The sequence below is a fragment of the Shinella sp. HZN7 genome (genome assembly GCF_001652565.1).
Taxonomy (GTDB): Bacteria; Pseudomonadota; Alphaproteobacteria; order Rhizobiales; family Rhizobiaceae; genus Shinella; species Shinella granuli.
This window is the reverse complement of the sequence record NZ_CP015736.1, coordinates 4,304,140-4,318,373: the sequence shown is the minus strand read 5'-3', so window position 1 is coordinate 4,318,373 and position 14,234 is coordinate 4,304,140. Positions and strand designations below refer to the sequence as shown.

At 66.0% G+C, this 14,234-nt stretch carries 11 protein-coding genes and 1 pseudogene; 4 read left to right on the top strand and 8 right to left on the bottom strand.

What is annotated here, in order from left to right; genetic code table 11:
* Window positions 1–103: 103 nt before the first annotated feature.
* The 4 genes and pseudogenes from shn_RS20675 to gcl all read right to left on the bottom strand — a co-directional run bounded on the left by shn_RS20675 (window position 104) and on the right by gcl (window position 5,131).
* A pseudogene (locus shn_RS20675) lies at window positions 104–1,371 on the bottom strand (glycerate kinase).
* 247 nt (window positions 1,372–1,618) lie between these two features.
* Window positions 1,619–2,503 (bottom strand): 2-hydroxy-3-oxopropionate reductase, encoded by an 885-nt coding sequence (locus shn_RS20670; protein ID WP_064332075.1) that lies wholly within the window; start codon window positions 2,501–2,503, stop codon window positions 1,619–1,621.
* A gap of 43 nt (window positions 2,504–2,546) precedes the next feature.
* Window positions 2,547–3,326, bottom strand: coding sequence for a hydroxypyruvate isomerase (gene hyi, locus shn_RS20665; protein WP_064332074.1), 780 nt, complete (start codon window positions 3,324–3,326; stop codon window positions 2,547–2,549).
* A gap of 20 nt (window positions 3,327–3,346) precedes the next feature.
* Window positions 3,347–5,131, bottom strand: coding sequence for a glyoxylate carboligase (gene gcl / locus shn_RS20660; RefSeq protein WP_064332073.1), 1,785 nt, complete (start codon window positions 5,129–5,131; stop codon window positions 3,347–3,349).
* Between the two features lie 167 nt (window positions 5,132–5,298).
* On the opposite strand from gcl, the gene bhcR reads away from it, so the two are divergent.
* Together bhcR and shn_RS20650 are read left to right on the top strand one after the other, a co-directional pair.
* The gene (gene bhcR / locus shn_RS20655; protein ID WP_064332072.1) at window positions 5,299–6,126 is read left to right on the top strand and encodes an HTH-type transcriptional regulator BhcR; all 828 of its coding nucleotides are present in this window, start codon (window positions 5,299–5,301) and stop codon (window positions 6,124–6,126) included.
* A 139-nt stretch (window positions 6,127–6,265) separates the two neighbouring features.
* Complete coding sequence (locus shn_RS20650; protein ID WP_064332071.1) at window positions 6,266–6,562, top strand: hypothetical protein; 297 nt, start codon at window positions 6,266–6,268, stop codon at window positions 6,560–6,562.
* Here the strand turns inward: shn_RS20650 and guaD are convergent, their stop codons facing one another.
* Both guaD and shn_RS20640 read right to left on the bottom strand, forming a co-directional pair.
* Entirely contained in the window at window positions 6,563–7,903 is a 1,341-nt protein-coding gene (gene guaD, locus shn_RS20645) for a guanine deaminase (protein ID WP_064332070.1), read from the bottom strand.
* Window positions 7,900–9,141, bottom strand: a complete 1,242-nt coding sequence (locus shn_RS20640; RefSeq protein ID WP_064332069.1) for a urate hydroxylase PuuD — start codon at window positions 9,139–9,141, stop codon at window positions 7,900–7,902. The genes guaD and shn_RS20640 overlap by 4 nt, the downstream gene beginning before the upstream one ends.
* Before the next feature lie 140 nt (window positions 9,142–9,281).
* Between shn_RS20640 and shn_RS20635 the strand changes: the two genes are divergently transcribed.
* Window positions 9,282–10,247: a LysR family transcriptional regulator gene (locus tag shn_RS20635; protein ID WP_064332068.1), complete on the top strand. Its 966-nt coding sequence runs from the start codon at window positions 9,282–9,284 to the stop codon at window positions 10,245–10,247.
* A 203-nt stretch (window positions 10,248–10,450) separates the two neighbouring features.
* Complete coding sequence (locus shn_RS20630; RefSeq protein WP_245337332.1) at window positions 10,451–10,966, top strand: type II toxin-antitoxin system VapC family toxin; 516 nt, start codon at window positions 10,451–10,453, stop codon at window positions 10,964–10,966.
* Window positions 10,967–10,972: 6 nt separating this feature from the next.
* Here shn_RS20630 and xdhC read toward each other — a convergent pair whose 3' ends face one another.
* Both xdhC and xdhB read right to left on the bottom strand, forming a co-directional pair.
* Window positions 10,973–11,818 (bottom strand): xanthine dehydrogenase accessory protein XdhC, encoded by an 846-nt coding sequence (xdhC, locus tag shn_RS20625; RefSeq protein ID WP_064332066.1) that lies wholly within the window; start codon window positions 11,816–11,818, stop codon window positions 10,973–10,975.
* Window positions 11,819–11,866: 48 nt separating this feature from the next.
* On the bottom strand, window positions 11,867–14,233 hold the full coding sequence (gene xdhB / locus shn_RS20620) for a xanthine dehydrogenase molybdopterin binding subunit (RefSeq protein WP_064332065.1): 2,367 nt from the start codon (window positions 14,231–14,233) through the stop codon (window positions 11,867–11,869).
* Window position 14,234 lies beyond the last annotated feature (1 nt).

The window sequence follows — 14,234 nt, the reverse complement described above, 5'->3', positions numbered from 1 at the left end:
AGGCCCGAGGATGACGGAGTGCTTGGGGCGATGTTTGCCACCAAACAGAAAGGCCGCGGACAGTTCCGCGACCTTCTTCATATTTAGCCGGATTCTCCCAATCCTACTGGATGAGGATGGCCCGGAAATCGTTGACATTGGTGCCGGTCGGGCCGGGCACGAAGAGATCGCCGAGCGCGTCGAAGGCGGTCCAGCTGTCGTTGCGGCCGAGGAATTCGGCGGCATCCTTGCCCTTGTCGGCGAGGCGCGCGACGGTGGTCCCGTCGGCGAAGGCGCCGGCATTGTCCTCCGAACCGTCGATCCCGTCCGTGTCGGCGGCAAGCGCAAAGAGACCCGGCAGGCCATCGATGCCGCAGGCGAGGGACAGGAGGAACTCGCCGTTGCGGCCGCCCTTGCCCTTGCCCCTGATCGTCACGGTCGTCTCGCCGCCCGACAGCACGACGACGGGCTTGCGGAACGGCCGGTCGCGGCGCACCACCTCGGCGGCGATCGCCGCATGCACGCGGCCGACCTCGGCCGCCTCGCCCTCGATGGCGTCGGAAAGGATGACGGCCTCGACACCCGCCTTGCGCGCCGCTTCGGCGGCGGCCTCCAGCGAGACGGCGGCGGAGGCGACGAGCTTCACCGCGTTGCGGGCGAAGGCGGCATCGGACGGCAGCGGCGGCTCGTCCTTGCCCTCGCGGATGTGGCGCATCACGGCTTCGGGCAGGTCGAGGCGGTAGCGCTCGATGAGGCGCAGGGCATCCGCGCGGGTGGTCTCGTCCGCGATGGTCGGGCCGGAGGCGACGAGGGCGGGATTGTCGCCGGGAATGTCGGAGACGACGAGCGAGACGACGCGGGCCGGATGGGCAAGCGCGGCGAGCCGGCCGCCCTTGATGCGCGAGACCTGCTTGCGCACGGCGTTCATGGCACTGATCGGCGCGCCGGAGGCCAGCAGCGCCTTGTTGACGGCGATCTCGTCGGCAAGCGTCAGGTCGCCGGCCGGCGCCGGCAGCAGGGCCGAACCACCGCCGCAGACGAGGGCGACGACGAGGTCGTCCTCGGTAAGGCCCGCACGGCGGCCATCAGCCGGCCGGAGGCGAGGAGCCCGCTGTCATCGGGCACCGGATGGGCGGCCTCCAGGATCTCGATGCGCTCGCAGGCGACGGCATAGCCGTAGCGCGTGACGACGACGCCGGTGAGCGGGCCATCCCAGAGCCGCTCGAAGGCGCGCGCCATCTGCGCCGCGCCCTTGCCGGCACCGATCACCACCGTGCGGCCCTTCGGCTTTTCCGGCAGGTTGGCGGCCAGCACCTTGTCCGGATCGGCGGCGGAGACCGCGACGGAGAAGAGACGCTCGAGAAAGGCGCGCGGATCGGCGATGGGCGGCATGGGTTCCTCCGGGTCACGCTGCGCCGGGCCTCGGGACGAGGGATTCCGGCAGCAGATTCAAAATTCTACAGCGGCCGTCGCCGTGCGCGGGGCGCGCGGCGCTTCGGGCGGGGCAATTAAGCACAGCCCCTCACCCGCCCGCCAGCACCTCCCGATGAAAAAGAGCCGCGGCGGGGGATGAGGGGCTGCGCCGCCGCCTCCAGAAGGGGTGGCCGGGCGGGGCTCCCCTCCCCGCCCGGCCAGGCCGTCATGCGACGGCGTGGTTCGCCATGCGCTCCAGCGCCTTGACGAGACCTGAGTGATCGAGACCGGCCTCGCCATGGGCGGCGCACTGGTTGAAGAGCTCCTGCGTGGACGCGGTGTTGGGCAGGGCGACGCCGAGCGCCTTGGCGCCCTGCAGCGCCAGGTTCAGGTCCTTCTGGTGCAGCGAGATACGGAAGCCCGGATCGAAGGTGCGCTTGACCATGCGCTCGCCGTGCACTTCGAGAATGCGCGAGGAGGCAAAGCCGCCCATTAGTGCGGCGCGCACACGCGCCGGATCGGCACCGGCCTTCGAGGCGAAGACGAGGGCTTCGGACACCGCCTCGATGGTCAGCGCGACGATGATCTGGTTGGCAACCTTCGTCACCTGGCCGTCTCCGCAATCGCCGACGAGGGTGATGTTCTTGCCCATCAGCTGGAAGAGCGGCAGCGCCCGGTCGAAGCTTTCCTGCGAACCGCCGGCCATGATGGAGAGCGAGGCGTTCTTGGCGCCGACCTCGCCGCCCGAGACCGGACCATCGACATATTCGGCACCGGTTGCGCGGATCTTCCTGGCAAATTCCTTGGTGGCGATCGGCGAGATCGAGCTCATATCGATGACGAGCTTGCCGGCCGCAAGGCCGTAGCAGACGCCGTTCTCGCCGAAGAGCACGTCTTCGACCTCGGGCGTATCGGGCAGCATGAGGATGATCGTGTCGACGGTCTCGGCCAGCACCTTCGGGCTGTCGACGATCTTGAGGCCATTGTCGATGAGTTCCTGACGCGGCGAAACGGAGAATTTCGAGGTGATGACCGTGTGGCCGGCGTCCTGAAGGTGACGCGCCATGGGGGTACCCATGATGCCGAGGCCGATGAAACCGATATTTGCCATGATCTGAACTCCCAGACTTTCAGCTTTGAATGTGTTTGTGTCTTCAGCGGCCGACTTCGGCCAGCCAGCCGAGGCCTTCCTGCGTGGTGGTGCGTGGCTTGTATTCGCAGCCGATCCAGCCGTCGTAGCCGAGCGCGTCCAGCGTCTTGAACACGAAGGGCCAGGCGATCTCGCCGGTGCCCGGTTCGCCCCGGCCCGGATTGTCGGCGAGCTGCACATGGGCGATCTGCGCCTGGTGCTTCCTGAACGTGCCGATCAGCTCGCCCTCGGTGCGCTGCTGGTGGTAGAGGTCGTACTGGATGAACAGGTTGTCGCTGCCCACCTCGGCGATGATGGAGGCCGCCTGATCCGGGGTGTTGAGGTAGAAGCCCGGAATGTCGAAGCGGTTGATCGGTTCGATCAGAAGCCGGATTCCGTGCTTGCCGAGCTCGCCCGCCGCCAGCTTCAGGTTGGCGACGAAGGTGGTGCGCAACACCTCGTCCGAAACGCCGACCGGGGCGATGCCCGAGAGGCAGTTGACCTGCCTGCAGCCGAGCGCCGTCGCATAGTCGATCGCCGAGGCGACGCCGCGGCGGAACTCGTCGACCCGATCCGGCAGGACCGCGATGCCGCGCTCGCCGCCGGCCCAGTTGCCGGCCGGCAGGTTGTGCAGCACCTGCGTCAGGCCATGGAGATCGAGCGCGGCGCGCAGCGCCTCCTTGTCGAAATCGTAGGGGAAGAGATATTCCACCCCTTCGAAGCCGGCCTTGGCGGCCAGCGCGAAGCGTTCGAGGAACGGCGCCTCGTTGAAGAGCATGGTCAGGTTGGCCGCGAATTTCGGCATGGTGTTTTCCTCTCTTCGTCTCAGTCCAGGAGGGCCAGCGTCGCGGTCGGGGCGTCTTCGCCGCGTTCGGCCAGGTCCTCGAATTCGACGACGGCATTGATGTCGGCGCCCATGGCGATGTTGGTGACGCGCTCGAGGATGAACTCGATGACGACGGGGACCTGGTGTTCCTTCATCAGCGCCTGCGCGGTGTTGAAGGCTTCCTGGAACTCGTTCGGGCTGCGCACGCGGATCGCCTTGCAGCCGAGGCCTTCGGCGACGGCGACGTGGTCGACACCATAGCCGGCTTCCGAATCGCCCGACGCATTGATGTTATCGAAGGCGAGCGAGACCTCGAAGTCCATGTTGAAGCCGCGCTGGGCCTGGCGGATGAGACCGAGATAGGAATTGTTCACGACCACATGCAGGTAGGGCAGCTTGTGCTGGGCACCGACCGCCAGCTCCTCGATGAGGAACTGGAAGTCGTAGTCGCCGGACAGGGCGACGATCGGGCGATCGGGATCGGCGGCGCGCACGCCGAGCGCGGCGGGCAGCGTCCAGCCGAGCGGGCCGGCCTGGCCACAGTTGATCCAGTTGCGCGGCTTGTAGACATGCAGGAACTGCGCGCCGGCGATCTGGGAAAGACCGATGGTCGAGACGTAGCAGGTGTCGCGGTCGAAGGCCTTGTTCATCTCCTCGTAGACGCGCTGCGGCTTCAGCGGCGTCTGGTCGAAATGGGTCTTGCGCAGCATGGTGCGCTTGCGCTCCTGGCACTCCTCGGCCCAGGCCGACCAGTCGCGCAGCTTGCCGGCGACCTTCCATTCGGTCGCGACGTCGAGGAACACCTTCAGCGCGGCGCCGGCATCCGAGACGATGCCGAAGTCCGGCGTGAAGACGCGGCCGATCTGGGTCGGCTCGATATCGACATGGACGAAGGTGCGGCCTTCCGTATAGGTCGAGACATTGCCGGTATGGCGGTTGGCCCAGCGGTTGCCGACGCCGAGGACGAAGTCGGAGGCGAGCAGCGTCGCGTTGCCGTAGCGGTGCGAGGTCTGCAGGCCGCACATGCCGGCCATCAGCCGGTGATCGTCCGGGATCGTGCCCCAGCCCATCAGCGTCGGGATGACGGGAACGCCGGTGATCTCGGCGAACTCGACCAGGAGGTCCGAGGCATCCGCGTTGATGATGCCGCCGCCGGCGACGATCAGCGGGCGCTCGGCCGCGTTCAGCATGGCGAGGGCCTTTTCGGCCTGGGCGCGGGTGGCGGCCGGCTTGTAGGGTTCGAGCGGCTCGTAGGCGTCGATGTCGAACTCGATCTCGGCGAGCTGGACGTCGATCGGCAGGTCGATCAGCACCGGGCCGGGACGGCCGGAGCGCATCGTGTGGAACGCCTTCTGGAAGACATAGGGGACGAGGCCCGGCTCCATGACGGTGACGGCCCATTTGGTGACGGGCGCGGCGATCTTGGCGATATCGACCGCCTGGAAGTCCTCCTTGTCGAGGCGGGCGCGCGGCGCCTGGCCGGTGATGCACAGGATCGGGATCGAATCGGCGGAGGCCGAATAGAGGCCGGTGATCATGTCGGTGCCGGCCGGGCCCGACGTGCCGATGCACAGGCCGATATTGCCGGCGCGGGCCCTTGTATAGCCCTCGGCCATGTGGCTTGCGCCCTCGACGTGGCGGGCAAGCACATGGCGGACCGTGCCGCGCGCCTTCAGCGCCGAATAGAAGGGATTGATCGCAGCGCCCGGAACGCCGAAGGCACAATCGATGCCTTCCTTCTCCAGAACCAGGACCGCTGCATCGACAGCACGCATTTTAGCCATGGGATTTCCTCCGTCTCTCGAGAAGGAAGGTAGCGCATCTGTTCCTGCGCGCAATCATAAAATGGAAATCAATCCCATCAGATGGAAATAAACATTTTCAACGAAACTGGAACAATCGCCACGAGACGGCTATGTCATGAGTGCGGAGCGACGGAAGAGAGGGGCGCATGGCGGAGCAGCAGGAGAAGACGCGGGGGCGGCCCGGCCGCAAGGCCGGCGAGAATGCGGCACCGTCCTCGGTGCAGGTGCTGGACCGCAGCCTGAAACTTCTCGATCTCGTGGCGCAGGCGGACGGCGCGGCGCTCACCGACCTTGCCGACCAGTCGGCCATGGCGCCCTCCACCGTGCACCGCCTGCTGACCTCGCTCGCCCAGCACGGCATGGTCGCCCATGACGCGGAGACTGGCGCCTGGACGATCGGCGTGAAGGCCTTCGAGATCGGCACCGCGTACCTGCGCTTCCGCAAGCTCGGCACGATCAGCCGGCCGTTCCTCAAGCAACTGATGGAAGGCTGCGGCGAGACCGCCAACATCGCCATCGAGGACGACGGCGACGTGGTCTTCATCTCGCAGGTGGAAAGCCATGCGCCGATGCGCGCCTTCTTCCGCCCCGGCCGGCGCGGGCCGATCCACGCCTCCGGCATCGGCAAGGCGATCCTCTCCACCTGGCCGGATGCCCGCATCGAGGCGCTGCTTTCCGGCCGCACGCTACAGCATTTCACCGACAGGACCCGCGACACGATCCCGACGCTGCTCGAGGATATCGGGAAAATCCGCGCCCGCGGCTGGTCGATCGACGACGAGGAGCATACGCTCGGCATGCGCTGCGTGGCCGCGCCGATCTTCGACGAGTATGGCGAGGCGGTGGCCGGCATTTCCGTGTCCGGTCCGGCGGTGCGCCTGCCCGACAGCAAGGTCGACGCCTTCGGCCCGGTGGTGCGCGCGGCGGCGGAGGGGCTGACCAAGGCGATGGGCGGGCGCTCGCGACGCGCTTGACTTTTCCAACCACCGGATCGGCATCCCGAGCCGGCCCGGTTCTCATCGATGTGCAGAAAAACGTTTATCTTTCGACCTTACGCAAATCTGGGTACCCCGTCGGGGCGTAAAGCCCAGGATAGACAGAAAGGATTGTCCAATGAACTTGACCCGGATTGCCGCCGTGGCCGCTTCTCTCCTGATCGCCGCGAGCTCCGCCTTCGCAAAGATCCCGCTCGTCAACGCCACCTGCCCCCATGACATCGAGGTGCATGCCGACGAGGGCGGGCCGATCTACATCAACGGCAAGGAAAGCAAGCTGAAGGTCATCAACGACAATTATTACGAAGCGACGGGCGAAGGCGTGACGATCTCGCTCAGCATCAACCCTGACGGCTCTGCCGCCGTCTCCTATACCGGACACGGCGGCGCGAACGGCATCTGCACCGTCAAGTGATCAGGCCGTCTCGAGCAGGCGCTGGTTTGCGGCGCCTGTCTTGCCCTTCCCCTTCATCGCCTTTCCGGCGACATAGACCTCGGCGACGCAGCGGTCGTCGCCCATGGTCTGCAGGATGAAGAGCTCCTCCGCCAGCGAGGTGGCGGTGCGCATGCGGTATTCCATCGCCGATTTGCCGGAGGAATCAAGCACGACGATATCCGCATCGGCCCCGGCATGCAGCGAGCCGATGTGCTTCTCAAGCCCGAGCGCGCGGGCATTGCCCAGCGTCAGGCGGTAGAAGGAATTGAACGGCGTCAGCTTCTGCCCGTTGAGGTGCAGCACCTTGTAGGCCTCGTCCATCGTTTCCAGCATGGAGAAGCTGGTGCCGGCGCCGACATCCGTCGCCACCGACCAGCGGGCGCCGAGCCGGTCGAACCTGTCGCGGTCGAAAAGGCCCGAGCCGAGGAAGAGGTTGGACGTCGGGCAGAAGACGCCGACGGCGCCCGTCTCGGCGAGCACGGAAACCTCGCGGTCGCCGAGATGGATGCAATGGCCGAGCAGCATGCGGTCATTGAGCAGGCCGTAGCGGGCGTAGATGTCCGTGTAGTCCTTCGCCTGCGGGTAGAGCGAGGTGGCGAACGCGATCTCGTCGCTGTTCTCCGAAAGATGCGTCTGCACGAAGCAGGTCGGGTGCTCGGCGACGAGCGCCTGGCTCATCTCCATCTGCTCGGGCGTGGAGGTGATGGCGAAGCGCGGGCTGATCGCGTAATGCGCGCGACCGCGGCCGTGCCATTTCCCGATGAGCCGCTTCGTCTCGTCGTAGCCCTGCTGCGGCGTGTCGCGCAGGGCGTCGGGCGCGTTGCGGTCCATCATCACCTTGCCGCCGACCATGCGCATGCCGCGCGCCTCGGCCGCCGAGAAATAGGCCTCGACGCTTTCGGGATGCACCGAGCAGTAGGCGACGGCGGTCGTCGTGCCGTTCGAGAGCAGCTCGTCCATGAAGCGGTCCGCCACGGCGGCCGCGTGGCCGGCCTCGGCGAACTTCTGCTCCTCGACGAAGATATAGGTGTTCAGCCATTCCAGGAGCTGCGCGCCATAGGAGGCGATCGCCTGGGTCTGCGGGAAATGCAGATGCGTGTCGATGAGGCCCGGCAGAACGAGGTGCGGACGATGGTCGGCGACCGCAACGCCGGGGCCGGCGCGCCTGCTGACCTCGGCATGCTCGCCGATCTCGACGACCTTGCCGCCCCGCACGAAGACCGCGCCGTCCTCGATGTAGCGCCAGGCGGCCGTGTCGTCGATGCCCTGCGGCTCGGCGAGGAAGGTCAGCACGCGGCCGCGGATCAGGAGTTCGCTCATTGGGTCTTCTCCCCGTTGATGGCGCTTTCGTACCAGGCGACGAGCAGGCGGCGCTCCTCGTCGGAGATTTGGGTCACGTTGGCCGGCGGCATGGCGTGCGAGCGGCCGGCCTGCAGGTAGATCTCGCGGGCGTGGTTGGCGATCTCGCCGTCCGTTTCCAGGACGACGCCCTTCGGCGCGGTGATGATGCCCTCCCAGCCCGGCTCCCTGGCATGGCACATGGCGCAGCGGCCGAGAACGGTGTCGCGCACCTTGGGGAAGGCTTCAGCCGTGACGAAGGGCTGCTGGCTGGCCGAGACCTTCGCGTCGGCCGTGTCGCCCGTCAGCACCTTCGGCACGGTGGAGAGCCACATGATGATGACGAAGAGCAGCGCGGTGGCAAGCCAGGTCCAGGTCGGGTTGCCGGCATTGGCGTGGGTGGTGTTGAAGTAGTGGCGGATCGTGACGCCCATCAGGAAGACCAGCGAGGCGATGATCCAGTTGAACTCGGTGCCGAAGGCCAGCGGATAGTGGTTCGACAGCATCAGGAACAGCACCGGCAGCGTCAGGTAGTTGTTGTGCGTGGAACGCTGCTTGGCGATCTTGCCGTATTTCGGATCGGGCGTGCGGCCGGCGATGAGGTCGGCGACGACGATCTTCTGGTTCGGAATGATGATGAAGAACACGTTGGCCGACATGATCGTCGCCGTGAAGGCGCCAAGATGGAGGTAGGCGGCGCGGCCGGTGAAGAGCTGCGTATAGCCCCAGGCGACGACGACGAGGATGAAGTAGAGCGCGATCATCAGCCGCGTGTTGTCGTTGCCGAAGGGCGACTTGCAGATCAGGTCGTACATGATCCAGCCGAAGGCCAGCGAGGCCAGCGAAATGCCGATCGCCACCGGCTTGGAGACATCGAGCACGTTCGGATCGATCAGGTAGAGGTCGGCGCCCGCATAATACAGGAGACAGAGCATGCCGAAGCCGGACAGCCAGGTGACGTAGCTCTCCCATTTGAACCAGACGAGATGCTCCGGCATGTTGGCCGGCGCCACCAGGTATTTCTGGATGTGGTAGAAACCGCCGCCATGCACCTGCCATTCCTCGCCATGGGCGCCCGGCGGCAGCGCGGGGTGCTTCTTCAGGCCCAGGTCGAGCGCGACGAAATAGAACGACGAGCCGATCCAGGCGATCGCCGTGATGACGTGCAGCCAGCGGACGGCGAACATCAACCAATCCCAGGCTATGGCATATTCGTACATAGGGACCTCCTCCCATTTTCCATGGGCTTGTTTGCCATCAAGTGATTTTCACGGAAATCCCGGTGAATCCCGAACACTTTCAAAAAAATCTAAAAGATGGCCGCCTCTTTGCTCGGCACGCCAATGTGGTAGAAAGAGCCATGTCCTATCTCGATAATGTGCGCGTCTTCGTTCGCGTGGTCGAACTCGGTACCCTTTCGGCGGCGGGGCGCGACCAGCGCGTCACCCCCGCGGTCGCCAGCAATCGCATCAAGGAACTGGAGCGCCATCTCGGCGTGCGGCTGTTCAACCGCACGACGCGCAAGCTCTCGCCGACCGAGCATGGCCGCGTGTTCTACGAGGGCGCGGTGAAGATCATCGAGGCGGTGAACGAGGCGGAGGCGGCGATCGCGGACCTGTCGCGCAACCCCAAGGGCTCGCTCCGCATCACCGCGCCGCTCGGCATCGGCCGGCGGCTGATCGCGTCGGGCATTCCGGAATTCCACGACAAGTATCCCGATATCGAGGTGCGGGTGCGCCTGTCGGACCACAATGTCGATATCCTCGCCGAGGGCGTCGACGTCGCCTTCAAGCTCGGCGTGCTCGAGGATTCGAACCTGCGCATGCGCGGCATCCTCAATTGCGAGCGCGTGCTCTGCGCCTCGCCCGCCTATCTTGCCCGCCGCGGCACGCCGAAGACGGCCGATGCGCTGATCGCCGACAAGCACGACTGTCTGCTGCTGCGCTATCCCGGCTCGAAGGAATATTACTGGACGCTGGTGACGGCCGAGGGCGTGCGCAAGTTCGAGGTCGCCGGCCCCTATGACAGCGACGACGGCGACGTGCTCACGCAATGGGCGCTGGAAGGCCGCGGCATCATCAACAAGCCGCTCTTCGAGGTGAAGGCCCATCTTGCCGAGGGCCGCCTGGTGGAGATCCTGAAGGACAGCCCGCCCGCCTCCGTCCAGCTCGCCGCGATCTATCCGCACAAGCGCTTCCAGGACCCCAAGGTGCGGCTGATGATCGATTTCATGGCCGAGCGATGTCAGCGGCTGATCGGCCGGCTGCTCGGAGAGGACATCGACGACGGCAAAGCCGAACTGGTTGAAGCGAACGACGGAAAATAGTATATTTCTTCTAAGAATATACTAGATGGAGAAGTCCATGCCCTTCGCCTCCATGACCAGCGCCGACTTCAACCAGAATCCGAGCAAGGCGAAGAAGGCGGCAAACGAAGGCCCCCTCGTCATCACCGAACATGGCGAGGCGAGCTATGTGCTTGTCCGCTATAGCGATTTCAAGGACCACTGGCGAAAGTCGAAAAGCCTGTATGACGCCCTCAATCACAAGGACTCCAGGTTCGATGACGATTTTGCGCCCGAACGCATCAGCTTCAGGGGCGGGACGTCGAATTCTGATGGCATTCCTGCTCGATACGAACGTTGTTTCCGCATCCCGCAGGGCCGAGCGTCAGGCCGTTGAATTTCAGGAATTCCTCCACGCGTTCGATGTCGAGACCGCCTATCTTTCGACGATTACGATCATGGAGATCGAGTTCGGCATACAACGCGAGCGTCTTCGCAATCCCGATTTTGCCGATGACCTTTCCTTATGGCTGACGGCCGTCGTGCTGCCGGAATTTTCCGCAAGGCTCCTGCCGTTCGATACGCGGGCGGCCTTGATCGCAGGCCGATTGCCGACACCCGGCAGGAAGCCGACGGCCGACGGCATGATCGCGGCAACCGCGCTCGCCAACAATCTGGTCCTCGTCACACGCAATCTTTCGGACTTTCAGCCACTCGGCGTCCCGTGCCTCAATCCCTGGGAAAAGGCTCCCGGAGGATAGACCGCTTTAGTCCTTGACGGGAACCGCGTTCTGACGCGCGCTTGCCCAGGTTAGCGCCGCCGTCATGATCTCGGCGGTGGCGAGCGCCGCGATCACCGCCGGGCGCTTGTCCTTCATGACCGTGCCGCCGATCGGACAGACGAGGCGGTCGAAAAGGTCCGGCTGGCCGATCTCGCGCAACAGCCAGTTGCGGAAGGTCGTGCGCTTGGTCTTCGAGCCGATCATGCCGACATAGGCGGCATCGTTGCGCTTCAGCGCCTCGGCGGTGATCAGGAAATCCAGCGCGTGATCATGGGTCAAAACGACGAAGCTGCTGCCGGCCGGCGCATCGCGCACCACGGCCTCCGGCATGGCGGTGAGGCAGGTCTCGATGCCCGGCACCCTTGAGGCGACGAGCTCGTCCTCGCGGGTATCCACCAGCACGACGCGCAGCGGCGCGAGCGATAGCGCCATGGCGAGCGCATCGCCGACATGGCCGGCGCCGAAGACGTAGACATGCGGCCTCAGGGCCATCTCGCGGTCGCTGCGGGCGACAAGGTCGCGCGCCAGCACCGGGTTCATGGCGGTGAAGGACAGGCCAACGCGCCCGCCGCAGCACTGGCCGATCTCCGGGCCGAGCGGCACGCTCATCGGCTCGGCGGCCGCGCCCGAGCGCAGCGCGCGGCGGGCCTGGTCGATTGCCATATATTCGAGCTGCCCGCCGCCGATCGTCGCGAATATGTCCCGTTCCGAGACCAGCATGAAGGCATCCGTGTCGCGCGGCGTGGACCCCGCCGCACCCGTCACCTCGACCAGGATCGACCCCGGCGCGCGGCGCAGGAAATCCCGGATGTCTTCGCGCACGGCGGGCATGGCCTCACCCCTTGCTTTCTTTGCCGCAATTCCGGACGGAAAACCGCATCACACTTTTCCTGGAATTGCTCGGGCCGCCTTGAGGCGCTCGATCGCCATCAGCACGCGCTCGGGCGTCGCCGGGGCGTCGAGCCGCGGGCAGATCCTGTGGTCCGCCACGCTCGCCACCGCGTCCGACAGCGCATGCAGCACGGCAAGGCCGAGCGGCAGCGGCGGCTCGCCCACCGCCTTGGAACGGTGGATCGTCGGCTCGTAGGCTTCCGACCAGTCGGTCAGCGCCACGTTGAAGATCTTCGGGCGATCCGAGGCGAGCGGGATCTTGTAGGTGGAGGGTGCGTGGGTGCGAAGGCGCCCCTTGCCGTCCCACCACAATTCCTCCGTGGTCAGCCAGCCCATGCCCTGGATGAAGCCGCCCTCGACCTGGCCGATGTCGATGATCCTGTTCAGCGACCGGCCGGTATCGTGCAGGATGTCGGTGCGCTCGACGACATATTCGCCGGTCAGCGTGTCGACCGAGACCTCCGAGCAGGCCGCGCCATAGGCGTAGTAATAGAAGGCGTGGCCCCGGCCCTTCGAGCGGTCCCAGTGGATCTTCGGCGTCTTGTAGAAGCCGGCCGCCGAGAGCTGGACGCGCGCCATGTAGGCCTGCTTGACGAGATCGTTGAAGGAAATCTCGGCATTGCCGATGCGCACCCGGTTCGGCAGGAAGACGACCTGGTCGCGCGGCACCTGATGGCTTTCCGCGGCGAAATCGATCAGCCGGTCCTTGATCTGGCGGGCGGCGTTCTGCGCCGCCATGCCGTTGAGGTCGGCGCCGGACGAGGCCGCCGTCGGCGAGGTGTTCGGCACCTTGGCCGTCGTCGTCGCCGTGATCTTCACCCGGTCGAGGTCGATCTGGAACTCTTCCGCCACCACCTGCGCCACCTTCAGGTGCAGGCCCTGGCCCATTTCCGTGCCGCCATGGTTCATGTGCACGGAGCCGTCCGTGTAGATATGCACCAGCGCGCCGGCCTGGTTGGATTCCGTCTTGGTGAAGGAGATGCCGAACTTGACCGGCGTCAGCGCGAGGCCCCGCTTGACGATGCGGCTCTTCGCGTTGAATTCCCGGATCGCCTTGCGCCGGCCGGCATAGTCGGCGCTTTCCTCAAGCTCCGCGACGATGCGCTGGATGATGCAGTCCTCCACCTTCTGGTGGTAGGGCGTGAGGTTGCGGGTCCCCTCGACGCCCATCGCGTCGTAGAAGTTCAGCTTGCGGATCTCGAGCGGGTCCTTGCCGACGGCGAAGGCCACCTCATCGATGACGCGCTCGGCCCCGACCATGCCCTGCGGGCCGCCAAAACCGCGGAAGGCGGTGTTCGACACGGTGTTGGTGTGCAGGAGCGCCGTCCTGGCGTGCACATGCGGGAAGAAATAGGCATTGTCGCAGTGGAACAGCGCACGGTCGCCCACCGGGCCGGACAGGTCCGCCGAAAAACCGGCCCTGAGCGCGAAGGTGTAGTCGATGCCGAGGATGCGGCCCTCGTCGTCGAAGCCGACATCGTAGTCGATGGCGAAATCGTGCCGCTTGCCGGTCGCCACCATGTCCTCGTCGCGGTCGAGTCGGAGCTTGACGGCGCGGCCCAGCTTCTTGGCAGCGATGGCGGCGAGCGCGGCGCACTGGTTGGCCTGGGTCTCCTTGCCGCCGAAGCCACCGCCCATGCGGCGCACCTCAACGGTCACGGCATGGCTCGGCACGCCGAGCGCGTGGGCGACGAGGTGCTGCGTCTCGCTCGGCCCCTGCGTGGAGCAGTAGACGGTGACCTCGTCGTCCTCGCCGGGCACGGCGAGCGAGACCTGGCCTTCGAGATAGAAGTGGTCCTGGCCGCCGAGCCGCATGCGGCCCTTCACCCGGCGCGGGGCACTGTCGAGGGCGGCGGCGGCATCGCCGCGCTTCAGCGTCAGCGGCGGAAAGACCTGCCGGTGCGTCTTCTGGTCGAGATCCCAGATGTCGATATTGGCGGGCAGCTCCTCGTATTCGACCTTGGCGAGGCGCGCGGCGCGGCGGGCCTCCTCGCGCGTCTCCGCGATCACGCAGAAGATCGGCTGGCCGTGGAACTCCACCTTGCCGACGGCGAGCACCGGATCGTCGTGCATGCCGGAGGGCGAGATGTCGTTGTCGCCGGGCACGTCCTCATGGGTGAGCACATCGACGACGCCGGGGGCGGCGCGCACGGCCGAAAGGTCGAGGGATTTCACGATGCCATGGGCGACGGTGGACAGGCCGAGGCCGGCATGCAGCGTGCCGGCGGGCTCGGTGATGTCGTCGATATAGACGGCCGTGCCGGCGACGTGCTTGTGCGCCGAATCATGGCGCGGGCTGTCATGCACGCCGCCGGTGATCTTTTCCGCCTTGAGGTCTGGACTGTGCTTGTTCATG